This is a genomic window from Hydrogenovibrio kuenenii DSM 12350, from assembly GCF_000526715.1.
Taxonomy (GTDB): Bacteria; Pseudomonadota; Gammaproteobacteria; order Thiomicrospirales; family Thiomicrospiraceae; genus Hydrogenovibrio; species Hydrogenovibrio kuenenii.
Map to the genome: position 1 here is coordinate 2,332,565 of NZ_JAGP01000001.1, position 12,772 is coordinate 2,345,336.

The 12,772-nt window shown below is 41.6% G+C and carries 11 protein-coding genes; 8 read left to right on the plus strand and 3 right to left on the minus strand.

All coding sequences use genetic code 11. From position 1 onward, the window contains the following. Window positions 1-8: 8 nt before the first annotated feature. A complete protein-coding gene (rpmH, locus tag N745_RS0110955; RefSeq protein WP_024852172.1) occupies window positions 9-143 on the minus strand; it encodes a 50S ribosomal protein L34 in 135 nt (44 codons plus the stop codon). Window positions 144-343: 200 nt separating this feature from the next. Then, window positions 344-652: an MGMT family protein gene (locus N745_RS0110960; RefSeq protein ID WP_211239104.1), complete on the minus strand. Its 309-nt coding sequence runs from the start codon at window positions 650-652 to the stop codon at window positions 344-346. Window positions 653-820: 168 nt separating this feature from the next. On the opposite strand from N745_RS0110960, the gene N745_RS0110965 reads away from it, so the two are divergent. The 6 genes from N745_RS0110965 to N745_RS0110990 all read left to right on the plus strand — a co-directional run bounded on the left by N745_RS0110965 (window position 821) and on the right by N745_RS0110990 (window position 7,615). After that, window positions 821-1,606, plus strand: coding sequence for a sulfite exporter TauE/SafE family protein (locus N745_RS0110965; RefSeq protein ID WP_024852174.1), 786 nt, complete (start codon window positions 821-823; stop codon window positions 1,604-1,606). Between the two features lie 531 nt (window positions 1,607-2,137). After that, the gene (dnaA, locus tag N745_RS0110970; RefSeq protein ID WP_024852175.1) at window positions 2,138-3,511 is read left to right on the plus strand and encodes a chromosomal replication initiator protein DnaA; all 1,374 of its coding nucleotides are present in this window, start codon (window positions 2,138-2,140) and stop codon (window positions 3,509-3,511) included. Between the two features lie 117 nt (window positions 3,512-3,628). Then, on the plus strand, window positions 3,629-4,735 hold the full coding sequence (dnaN, locus tag N745_RS0110975; RefSeq protein WP_024852176.1) for a DNA polymerase III subunit beta: 1,107 nt from the start codon (window positions 3,629-3,631) through the stop codon (window positions 4,733-4,735). A 140-nt stretch (window positions 4,736-4,875) separates the two neighbouring features. Continuing rightward, the gene (recF, locus tag N745_RS0110980) at window positions 4,876-5,970 is read left to right on the plus strand and encodes a DNA replication/repair protein RecF (protein WP_024852177.1); all 1,095 of its coding nucleotides are present in this window, start codon (window positions 4,876-4,878) and stop codon (window positions 5,968-5,970) included. 76 nt (window positions 5,971-6,046) lie between these two features. Then, complete coding sequence (locus N745_RS0110985) at window positions 6,047-6,622, plus strand: lipid-binding SYLF domain-containing protein (RefSeq protein WP_024852178.1); 576 nt, start codon at window positions 6,047-6,049, stop codon at window positions 6,620-6,622. Between the two features lie 6 nt (window positions 6,623-6,628). Continuing rightward, on the plus strand, window positions 6,629-7,615 hold the full coding sequence (locus tag N745_RS0110990; RefSeq protein ID WP_024852179.1) for a ChaN family lipoprotein: 987 nt from the start codon (window positions 6,629-6,631) through the stop codon (window positions 7,613-7,615). A gap of 75 nt (window positions 7,616-7,690) precedes the next feature. On the opposite strand, the gene N745_RS0110995 is transcribed toward N745_RS0110990, so the two are convergent. Further along, complete coding sequence (locus N745_RS0110995; RefSeq protein WP_024852180.1) at window positions 7,691-8,542, minus strand: sulfurtransferase; 852 nt, start codon at window positions 8,540-8,542, stop codon at window positions 7,691-7,693. A 476-nt stretch (window positions 8,543-9,018) separates the two neighbouring features. Here N745_RS0110995 and gyrB point away from each other — a divergent pair, with 476 nt between their 5' ends. Together gyrB and N745_RS0111005 are read left to right on the plus strand one after the other, a co-directional pair. Beyond that, window positions 9,019-11,469, plus strand: coding sequence for a DNA topoisomerase (ATP-hydrolyzing) subunit B (gyrB, locus tag N745_RS0111000; protein WP_024852181.1), 2,451 nt, complete (start codon window positions 9,019-9,021; stop codon window positions 11,467-11,469). Window positions 11,470-11,732: 263 nt separating this feature from the next. Then, a complete protein-coding gene (locus N745_RS0111005; protein WP_024852182.1) occupies window positions 11,733-12,674 on the plus strand; it encodes a phosphoribulokinase in 942 nt (313 codons plus the stop codon). The last annotated feature ends 98 nt before the right edge of the window (window positions 12,675-12,772 follow it).

A 12,772-nucleotide genomic window follows, 5' to 3' on the forward strand; every position in this document is an offset into this window, starting at 1 on the left:
AAAAATGATTACACAGTCAAACGCTTACGTCCTTTTGCACGACGAGCCGCCAAAACTTTACGGCCGTTCTTAGTCGCCATGCGAGCACGGAAACCATGAGTACGAGCGCGTTTGATAACACTTGGTTGGAATGTACGTTTCATGATTCAAAATCCTATACAAATTAATTCTTTCAAAAGAATCGCGCATTATAGTGGAACCACATACAAAACACAATAGCCATATTTTAAACTTTTACTTTATTTGCATTCTTCGGATCAGCAAATGAACTCTAAGTAAAATCAATAGGTTACTCACCCATAAAAGTCCGTCAGCTCATTCACTTTATTAGACTTACTTCCGTTTATGGATGGAATTCATACAAACATTCAGCAAAATTTTTGATTTTACCTTGCTCAACTTTTACCCCTTCGGCGGCTAGTCGAGATATTTTTTCCGCTTGGCCGAAAGCAAAACCGCCAAGTACCCCATTCGAATTTACGACTCTATGACAAGGTACAACTGGTGCATTCGGATTACGATTCATTGCATTACCAACAGCACGATAGGCTTTGGTACCTAAAGCTTCCGCTATGGCTTTATAGGTCGTTACCTTGCCTTTGGGTACTTGTTTAAGCAGTTCATAACAGCGTTCATCAAAACTTTTCATCATGATAAAACCTAATCGAGTTGATTAATAATAAGTTTAACATGGGTTCCAATCAAACGGCATTTCCCAAACCTTGCTTGTTAATATCCTAAAACTCCAGTTTTCCGCACTTCTTTTCTTTCTGAAGTCATTTAGAATAGACAGCATAAAAATTTTGGACTTCTAAAAACTATGGAATTTTTGATTTATATTGCAACAGGCGCTTTTGTTGGTTTTTTTGCCGGACTATTAGGTATCGGTGGTGGACTCATATTAGTACCCGTACTGACATCCGTTTTTGCAACCTACATGACCAGCAATGAACATATGGTGCATATTGCCATAGGAACCTCATTGGCAACCATAATGGTGACCTCTTTATCTTCTGTGAGAGCTCACCATAAACATGATGCTGTACGCTGGGACTTGGTTAAATCTTTATCACCCAGTATTTTCATTGGTGGGCTGCTGGGTGGTTGGATTTCACAATTTATGGATGCATCTGTTTTATCAAGAATTTTTGCCATTTTAGAAGTGCTTATCGCCATCAAAATGTTACTGGATCTTCAACCAAGTCCTCATCGAGAAATGCCTGGCACAGTTGGTAGAAGCATTGCTGGCACCATGATTGGTGGATTATCCAGTTTAATCGGTATTGGCGGCGGTGCACTCAATACGCCTTATATGGCTTGGCATAATGTCCCTATGAGACAAGCAATTGCAACTTCATCGGCATGTAGTGTGCCTGTGGCTATTTCAGGAACACTTGGATTTATCATAGCCGGATGGGGTGTATCCAATTTACCAAATTATTCAACAGGTTTTGTCTATTGGCCAGCATTTTTAGGCATTGTTTTAGCAAGCGTTTTTACCGCCCCTTTAGGCGCTAAAATGACCCATAAATTACCGGTAAAACGCCTGAAAAAAATCTTCGGATTACTTTTAATTATCCTAGCTATAAAAATGTTTTGGCATTAAATTTTATATTTATTTCAATTTAATGATAAATCTTCTTTTATCAACTAGATACATAGATAAAAAACCAGGTTATCCACAGGATATGTTCACAAGTTATCCACAGGCATGGGCTGTTTTTTAAAGTTATTCACAGTTATAATGTTTTTCGTGTTCAAACAGTCTTGGTTGTAAGTCATTTATTTAATAAAAATAAAGGCTACGCGAACCCTGAATGCAAGAAGAAACAGAATAACAATAGAGAGCGCCTAATAAGCTCCTTGGATCACAAACACCTTCATCCGGTGTTAAATTGCAGAGCAGATTTCTATGCACTGCCAAACTTTTGATCCACTTAATTACACTTTGTGTAATTTTTTCGTCACTTTGAGCTATACAAAGGACGACTAATCTACTTAACGACACAGTATTAACCCATGCACAGAGACGTATGCCACTTAAATGTGGTTAGGTTTTCTATGCACTAACAGATACAAAAAAATACGTTAGAAGAGATTGCATCACTTCTACAAAGTATTAAAAAGGTAGGATATTTTGACAACACCCCTATGGCCGCAAGTGCTTAAGCAATTGCAGAATGTTTTAACGGACCAGCAACTTTATACATGGATCAATCCATTACAAGCTGTTGAAGATCGAGAAGTTTTGCGTTTGATCGCGCCGTCTGGATTTATTTTGGACTGGGTTAACAAGCATCTTCTCTCTCATATTGAACAAGCAATGTCTTTGGTGTCGCCAGTGAACACACCTCGCGTCGCCTTAGAAGCAGGTGAATATGCGATTGAAAGCCTTAATATCCCAGAAGATACCTCTATACCTCAGCCTTTAAGAGCTGCAGTAAAACCTAAAGTAGAAACAAAATCTAAAGAAAAATCCGCAAAAACCATTCAACACAATTTAAACCCTCATTTCACGTTTGACTCTTTCGTTGAAGGTAAGGCTAACCAGTTGGCAGCTGCTGCTGCTCAACAAGTTGCGGAAAATCCAGGTGGAAGTTACAACCCTTTCTTTATTTATGGCGGAGTAGGTCTTGGTAAAACGCATTTAATGCACTCCATCGGGAATGAATTAATGCGCAAAAACCCAAATGCGCGTGTTGTTTACCTGCACTCAGAACGTTTTGTGGCCGATATGGTCAACGCTTTACGACACAATAAAATAGATGAATTCAAACGCTTTTATCGTTCATTGGATGCATTGCTCATTGATGATATTCAATTCTTCGCCAACAAAGAGCAATCACAAGAAGAGTTTTTCCATACCTTTAATACGCTGTTAGAAGGGAATAAACAGGTTATCTTAACCAGTGATCGCTTTCCAAAAGAAGTAGATGGCTTGGAAGACCGCTTAAAGTCGCGTTTCGGCTGGGGACTAACCATTGCCGTTGAGCCACCAGAGTTTGAAATGCGTGTTGCCATTTTGATGAAAAAAGCATCCGAGTTCGGCTTTATACTACCTGATGAGGTCGCATTCTTTATTGCCAAACGTCTTAGAGGCAATGTACGTGATTTAGAAGGGGCGTTGAAACGTGTTGGTGCGTTTGCTCAGTTTACTCAACAAATGATTAGTGTTGAAACAGCTAAAGAAGCTTTAAAAGACTTGTTGGCACTTCAACAAAAAATGGTTACCCTAACCAATATTCAAAAGACCATTGCTGACTACTATAAAGTGCGTGTAGCAGATCTTTTATCTAAAAAGCGTTCTCGCAACATTGCACGCCCGAGACAAATGGCAATGGCTATTTCAAAAGAGCTGACAACGCATAGTCTGCCGGAAATTGGGGATGCCTTTGGTGGCAGAGATCACACCACTGTTTTGCATGCGGTTCGTAAGATTAAAGAATTGCGCGAAGCAGATCATCGAATCGACGAAGATTTCAATAGCTTAGTCAGAATCATCACCAATTAGACCCTTGTCATTAGGCTTGTATGAATTTGTGATGAATTCTTTGCAAGAAAGCATAGGAATTCAAAAATATTTTGGCATAATAGCTGTCAATAGTTGGAGAACTTAATAGGAAACAGGATGAAAATCAGTCTCTCGCGCGAAAACCTTTTAAAAGTCCTTCAAACGGTAGGAGGGGTTGTTGAAAAACGCCAAACCATGCCGATTTTGGGAAATATCTTATTCCAAATTAACCAAAATACCCTTACCGTTACCGCATCCGATTTAGAAATCGAAACACGAGCATCAACCGAACTTGAAACTAGTGATGGTGATTTTGAGGTTACTTTACCTGCAATCAAGTTGATTAGTATTGTGCGCTCTTTGCCAGATGGTTTAACGGTTGTTCTAGAGTTCGAAGAAATGCGCTGCAAACTGTCTGCTGGACGTTCAAACTTCAAGCTTTCAACTTTACCTGCTGACGACTTCCCAACTATAGATTTGACGCAAACCGAATTGTCTTTCTCAATGCAACAGCATCAGTTGAAGCAACTGATTCACAATACTGCATTTGCAATGGCTAGTCAGGATGTTCGCTTTTATCTAAATGGCATGTTATTCGATATCAGTCATCAAACACTACGCGTGGTTGCAACTGATGGTCACCGTTTATCGACTTGTTCAACGCTATTAGAAACAGAAGGCTTAACAGCAACCCAAGCCATCTTGCCACGTAAAGGTGTATTGGAATTACAAAAGCTAATTGGCGATGACGACAGTCTGATTTCTTTTGCTCTGGCAAAAAACTATTTAACAGTTCAATTCGAAGAAACCGTGTTTACCTGTAAACTGGTTGATGGTCGCTTCCCTGATTTCAAACGTGTTATCCCTCAGCATAATGATCAATTGGTACAAACAGATCGTGAATTCCTTCGTAGCATTCTGCAACGCTCCGCTATCTTGTCTAATGACAAATTCAAAGGAATTCGTTTATCGCTGGCACCAAACCTATTAGCTGTTCATGCACAAAACTCTGATCAAGATGAGTCGCATGAAGATATGGCAATTGACTACCAAGGCACACAAATGGAAATTGGTTTTAACGTCAACTACCTAATTGATGTACTGAACTCGATGCATGAACAAACAGTTACCTTGTATATGAAAGATGCTAACAGTAGCTGTATGGTTGAAACACAGAATGAAGCCTGTCATTGTCAGCATGTTATTATGCCAATGAGGCTCTAGGCGCCAGTACTTTCAAAGCCTGTTTCACGGAAAGCCCGCTGAGGCTTTCCGAAACAACAAATGATTTTCTCCTTTCTACTTATTCGTTGTATTCTTATCCTTGATAGCGTCAAACAAACCTAACTTTTAGCGAGACACTCTTGGCTAAACTGCTCGAATTACAATTACAAAATTTCAGAAATCTGAAACCCTATAAGCTGACATTCGGCCCTCGTCTTAACCTTATTGTTGGCGATAATGCTGCGGGTAAAACGTCTGTGATTGAAGCCGTTTGGACACTTTCTTCAGGGCGCTCTTTTCGCACCGCTAAACCACAGCACCTGATTCAACAAGACACTTCCGAGTTAACCCTGTTTGCTCGCGTAGAACAACAACACCAAACTCATGCCATTGGGCTATCACGTTCAGATGAAAAAGTACTCATTAAGGTCGATGGTGAATCAATTCAAACTCAAGCAGAACTTGCCAGCAAATTGCCCGTGCAACTGCTTACGCCAGAAAGTCACCGTCTCTTGGAAGAAGGCCCTAAAGCCCGCAGACACTATCTGGATTGGGGCTGTTTTCATCAATCACAATCCTTTATTAATGCTTGGCGACATTATCAACGTGCATTAAAACAACGTAACCATGGGCTAAAAACCAAACTGCCAAAAGAACAAATTCAACTTTGGAGTCCTCAGCTGATTGAAACGGCGGCGGAGGTTGATCGCATCCGCCAAGATTATGTTGAAGCCCTTACGCCCTATTTGGCAGAATTTTGTCAGGCTCTCATGCCTGAGTTGAAGATGATACCTGAATGTCATTTCCGAACAGGTTGGCCAAAATCTGCGGGCACTTTTGCGCAAGCACTGGAATCGAATTTCCAAAAAGACTTTCAACAAGGCCATACTCAATATGGTTGCCATCGTGCTGACATCAAATTTCGTTTTGACGGTCAGGATGCCTTGATCAAACTGTCTCGCGGTCAGCAAAAGCTATTTGTTTGTGCGTTGCTATTAGCGCAAGCGAGTCTATATGAAAAAACGGCAAATGAAGCGGTCATTATGCTGATTGATGACCTGCCTGCCGAGCTAGATGCGCACCATCGCAAAACGCTACTTAAATTATTACAGGCACTGGATATTCAACATATTTTGACCAGTACCGATCAAAGCCTTATTCCCCTATTAGATGCTGAAAACTCAAAAATCTGGCAACTGGAAAAGGGACAGTTCACCGAAATACTTCAAGACTAATGTCACGGATGAACTTTGCTATTTCTCCGGTTTTATTGAATAATTTCCACTGTTTTAATAAACCAAGAGAAAATCCATGTCAGCTCGTCACACCCTATCTGTTGTTTTAATTTCTTTGCTAGGACTATTTGCTACTAAAGCAGCCTATGCAGATGACTACAAAGAAGCTCTAAAATCTTTTCAGTCAGTTGATGCCACTTCGCCATTTTTTAAAAATGCCTATGGTTATGCGATTTTTCCAAGTATCGGTAAAGCAGGATTTGTTATCGGCGGCGCTTATGGTGAAGGCCGAGTTTATAAACACGGTACTTGGGTTGGCGACACCACCATGATGCAGGGCACTTTGGGCTTTCAGCTTGGTGGACAAGTCTTCAGTGAAATCATCTTCTTTAAAAACAAAGATGCTTATGATGACTTTACCCGTGAAGGCTTCGAATTTGGTGGAGAAGCTTCTGTGGTTGCCATTACAGCTGGCGCCTCTGCATCGGCAGGCACAACAGGGGCAGGAACCGGTGCGAGTGGTGGCAGCAATAACGCAACAGGAAAAGCTGAGTACTATCGAGGCATGGCGACTTTCACTATTGCCAAAGGCGGCTTAATGTACCAAGCAACGCTAGGTGGTCAGAAATTTACTTTTAAACCAAAAAAGTAATGGCTCATGCTTGGTCGCTTAACATCTTTAATACTTGCAATAGGCTTAATCACAAGCCTATTGCCCGTCTCTGCTTATAGCGCCCAAACCACTTATTCCCCTCTCAAAACCTTTTATAGCTTTGATCTCATCAACAGTAAAACCGGGAAACAACTTTCCGTCAGCGAACTCGCAAAGAAAATCACAAATGCCAATGTCATCTTTATCGGTGAACTTCATGGTCATCAAGCGTCACATTTACTTGAAGCTGAGCTTCAATCTGCACTCTACGATTTACGACCTAGTCAAGTGCTATCTATGGAACAATTCAATCGTGACCACCAACAGGATATTGATCAATATTTAGATGGTGAGGTTGGCGAAAAAACCTTTATGCAACAAAGTGAAGCTTGGTCAAACTACAGTGGCAGCTATCGCCCATTGATTGAATTCGCAAAGCGACACTTTTTACCGGTTATCGCAGCCAATGCCCCTTTTCAAACCGTGCGTTGTGTTGGTAGACAAGGAAAACCCTATTTGCAAAAGCTTTCCTCAGAGGAAAAAGAGCAAATCGCTAATCAGCCTTTTATGAGCGATAGCGCTTATCAACAGAAATTTGCACAATTTCAATCCATGGCAAAACCACACACTCAAAACCAAAAAGGGTTTGAAGCACAGCTTTTACGCGACAACACCATGGCGGAGTCTATCCTACAAGCGATCAAAGACAATCCAGGCGCGCAAATCATTCACACCAACGGCACCTTTCATAGCGCATCTCATTTAGGCACAGTTGCACTTTTGCATAAGCGTGCGCCAAAACTTAACATTGTGGTTATCAGTCCCATTGTGACAACTTCACCTGATAAGCCGCAGCTCCAAAAAACAGACTTGAAAAAAGGCGATTATGTCTATCTGATCCAATCGCTACCCGTCGATTACGTTCAGGCTAGTAAACGTAAAAAAGCCTTTGCCAAAATGTTCAAAGAAGCCAATGCCAAGGCTTGCCGCTAATCATCATTTATCACACCCCAGCCTGGCAGGTTTTAAGCGACATAAAAAAAGCGGCTAATGCCGCTTTCTTTCAAGTTAAAAAGGTTTGCCTTCCTCTATCGGCAATTCTGGAATCCTTGACCATTCATTCCAAGAACCGAAATAAAGTTTTACGTTTTCAATGCCCGCAGACTTTAAAGCCACTAGGGTATTTGATGCACGGGCGCCTTTGAAGCAATAAAGATACACTGGCGTGTCCTTTGTAATGCCCACGGTTTTACATTCTGCCAAAATCTCATCTGGTGTTTTGAACAAGGGAACGGTTCCAGGTTTCATCATACGATACCATTCAATCCAAACCGCACCTGGCAGTCGTCCTTTCCTTGGGCAAAAATCTTTACCGTATGGCGAGGAGCTGTCCGCAATCCATTCGTCCACATCACGAACATCCAGCATGGCGATTTCGCTTCCAAGCGCATTAAGTACGTCTTCCTTGCTGACCATTAAGCTATTGCCCGTTTCCTTAACAGGAAAAACGGTACTTTGTGGCGCAGGAATCTCTGTACTAACAGCATATCCTTCAGCCAGCCATGATTGATAACCACCGTGGAGAATTGCGACTTTTTCATATCCCAAATAACTTAGCAGAAAATAACCACGGCATGACTGCCCAAAACCCGTTGCCATAGAGTCTTCATAAAAGACCGCCGTTTCTTCTCCTGAAAGTCCGGCCTCCCCAAATGCTGAGGCAAAATTCTCTTTTAACTCCTGCAAACCTTCTGGCGTGGAGGTGGCTAAAAAAGTAAAAATAGAGTGAATATTTACGGCACCTGGAATATGCCCTTGCTCATAGGCTTCTGCAGATCTAGTATCAATAATGACCGTAGATGTTCCTGCTGTCAGCATTTCGTTGAGTTTGGACGCGTTGATAAGTACTTTATCCGACATAATGTTCTCCTGGATTTTTTGCATTGCATAGGGAGCCATAGTAGAAATGACTTGAAATCCACTTTCGTGTATTTAACAAAGAACACACATAGTCCGTACCAAAAAAATAAATGGCAATCTATTCAATAACATATTGAAAATAATAGATTTTTTATGTCAACAAAGTTAAGCACAGCTTGCCAATTAGTGCCAAAAACCGACAAAATACAGATTTTCTTTCTACATGCCCTAGCCTGACAGTTTTTCATCAGACTTCGGGTTTCCCAATCCGTTTTCTCGACAACCTGAATCAAAGTTTTTTATCACCCCAAAAAACCTATTAAATTTCATAGAGTTATACACCCAAAAACCCCCTTAACCAAGCTTGTGCAAACCCCATGCTTTTGTGGTAAAATTCTTTAAGTTTTTACATCAGTAAAATCGATGTAAAACCCCTATAAAACAACAACAAAGATACTCACAAAGAATTCTGATCTATGACTGCAGAAAATACTCTTCCAGAAACTCAAGAAAACGAATACGATTCCTCGTCGATTAAAGTCCTTAAAGGCTTAGATGCCGTCCGAAAAAGACCCGGTATGTATATCGGTGATACGGATGATGGTACAGGTCTTCACCACATGGTCTTCGAGGTGGTCGATAATGGTATCGATGAAGCCTTAGCGGGCCATTGTGATAAGGTGGTCGTTACCATTCACACCGATGGCTCCGTTTCCGTCACCGATAACGGACGCGGTATTCCGGTCGGCATTCATGAAGAGGAAGGGGTTTCTGCAGCCGAAGTTATCATGACGGTATTGCATGCCGGTGGTAAGTTCGATGACAACTCCTATAAGGTTTCCGGTGGTTTGCACGGGGTGGGGGTTTCAGTTGTTAACGCCCTATCATCAGAACTGCACCTGACGATTAAACGCGAAGGCCATATCTGGAAACAGAGCTACACGCATGGTGTTCCTGATGCGCCTTTAGAATCAGTTGGAGACACAGATGAAACAGGAACGGAAATCCGCTTCCTGCCAAGTAAAGAAACCTTTACTAACCAAACCGAATTCAGTTTTGACTATTTGTTAAAGCGCTTAAGAGAACTTTCTTTCCTTAACTCTGGCGTGCATATCGAGCTACTCGACAAGCGTGATGACCGCCATGAAGTCTTCGAGTTCGAAGGTGGAATCAAGGCTTTCGTTGACTACATCAACACCAACAAAACACCGATTAACGAAAAAGCTTTCTATTTCTCGACCGTAAAAGACGACATCGTCGTTGAAGTGGCGATGCAGTGGTCAGAAGCTTATCAAGAAGCCATTTACTGCTTTACCAACAATATTCCGCAACGTGATGGTGGAACGCATTTATCTGGTTTCCGCGCAGCATTAACACGTTCATTGAACCAATATGCGGAAAAAGAAGGTCTGACCAAAAAGTACAAAATGACTGTGTCGGGTGATGATGCTCGTGAAGGTCTAGCTGCGGTCATCTCAGTAAAAGTGCCTGATCCAAAATTCTCATCACAAACCAAAGATAAATTGGTTTCATCAGAAGTAAAATCTGCTGTCGAAACGGCAATGAACGAAAAGCTTGCTGAATACCTATTGGAAAACCCGAAAGAAGCCCAGTCCGTATTCGCTAAAATCGTCGATGCAGCACGTGCACGTGAAGCTGCCCGTAAAGCGCGTGAAATGACACGCCGTAAAGGTGCTTTGGACATTGCAGGTCTGCCAGGAAAACTAGCAGATTGCCAAGAAAAAGATCCTGCAAAATCTGAACTTTACTTAGTGGAAGGGGACTCAGCCGGTGGCTCGGCCAAACAAGGTCGTGACCGTCGTACCCAAGCGATTTTACCATTGAAAGGTAAAATCCTTAACGTTGAAAAAGCTCGCTTCGATAAGATGCTGGCATCTGCCGAAGTCGGTACACTCATTACGGCATTGGGCTGTGGTATCGGTCACGAAGAATACAATCCTGACAAATTGCGTTACCACCGCATTATTATCATGACGGATGCCGATGTCGATGGTTCGCACATTCGTACCCTATTATTGACCTTCTTCTATCGTCAAATGCCGGAATTGATTGAGCGCGGATATATCTATATCGCTCAACCACCGCTTTATAAAGTGAAGAAAGGTAAACAAGAAGCCTACTTGAAAGATGAAGCAGAGCTAGAAAGCTACTTGCTACAAAGTGCTTTGGATCAAGCCGGACTATATCCATCAAGCAATACACCGCCTATTCAAGGTGTTGCATTGGAAACCTTGGCAAAAAGCTTTTTATACACTAATCGCATTATCGGTCGTTTGACACGTCGTTACAGCCAACCTTTCATGGAGCTGATGACTGACTTACCTAAAATGACGTTAGAAACACTTAATGACATGGATCAAACGCAAACGTGGATTAACCAAGCATTGCCAAGATTGAAAGCCGCTGGTGAACTTCAAAAAGTTGAATACGATCTTTCGGTTGAACCTGCACATGAAGGGGAAACCAAGTTTCAAATTCGTCTACAACAACGTGAGCATGGCACACTGAGTTCCCAAGTTTTTGATGAAGATTTCTTTGCCTCTTCTGATTATGAGCAAATCGCAAAAACCAGTTCTGAATTACATGGTCTGGTTACTGATTCTGCTTATATTCAGCGTGGTGAAAAACAAGAGCCAGTTGCGCACTTCCGTGAAGCGCTTGACTGGTTACTCAATGAAGCAAAACGTGGTCAATCCATTCAGCGCTATAAAGGTCTGGGGGAAATGAACCCAGAACAGCTATGGGAAACCACAATGAATGCAGAAGCTCGTCGCCTACTTCAAGTGACCGTTGCCGATGCCGTTCAGGCTGACCAAGTCTTTACCACTTTGATGGGAGATGAAGTTGAGCCGCGTAGAGATTTTATCGAATCGAATGCATTGAAAGCAGAAAACATCGACGTATAAATAAGACCTACGAAAATTATCCGATCACAAGTATTAGTCATTTGCTAAGGCGTTGTTTGAGAAAGTTTCAACGACTTAGTAAAAGTGTCATTTGACAAAAAAACGATAAATCGGATTAAATACGCAAATTATTTTTTTAAACTTTAAACCCCAGCCTGGCAGATTTTTGGGTTTTATTTACAAATAAAACTTTAAAATTCAAGGGTTTGGATATGTTTGATCTACAGTATTGTAGTGAGAACATTTAGTTAAGGAGACTGAAAATGTCAGTAGAACATCCAATTGTAACGGTTACTGGTTCTTCCGGTGCAGGTACATCTTTTGTAAAGCGCGCTGTAGAAAAAATCTTTGAACGTGAAAGCTTAAACGTTGCTATCGTTGAAGGTGATAGTTACCACAAATACAGCCGTGTTGAAATGCGAGAAAAAGTGGCGGAGTCAAAAGCGAATGGTGGCCCTGTTCTGACTCACTTTTCTGAACATGCAAACGAGTTCGCTGAATTAGAAGCTCTATTTAAAGAATATAAAGAAAGCGCTACAGGTAAGCGTCGTTACTACATCCACAGTGATGAAGAAGCGGTTGAACACAATGCACGTCTAGGAACTGACTTAGCACCTGGTGAATTCACTCCTTGGGAAGCGATTCCTGAAGGAACAGACATTTTGTTCTACGAAGGTCTTCACGGTATGGTTAAACGTATGGATCATGGTCCAAAAGAAGGTATGCACAATGTTGCACAATACGTTGACCTTGGTATCGGTGTTGCGCCATCAATCAACATTGAGTGGATGCAAAAAATCTACCGCGATACGTCAGAACGTCCTTATTCAGTTGAGCAAGTACGTGATGTAATCCTTGAGCGTATGCCTGACTATATTGAAACTATCGTTCCTCAATTCCACCGTACACACATCAACTTCCACCGTGTACCTTTAATTGATACGTCTGACCCTTTCTCAACTATGTCTCCAGATGCACCTATGGGTCCAGCACCAGAAGATTCATTGATTATCTGTCACGTACGTCACCAAGACATCGACTTGGAAGCGGTCAAAGATAAAATTCCTGGCGCTTTCCTACAAAACGCTGAGACTTTGGTTTGTAACGGTTCACACATGGTAACCGCTATGGATCTTATGATGTCTCCGATCATCCACAACTTGATCGAGAAAAAACGTGCTGCAATAGCTAGACAAAACGGTTAATTCATTAACTGTTTAAACGTTTAAAAAACCCGCTTTTGCGGGTTTTTTTATTTCTATATTCCGTCATAATAAACATATGACGGTTTTTCAATCAATGC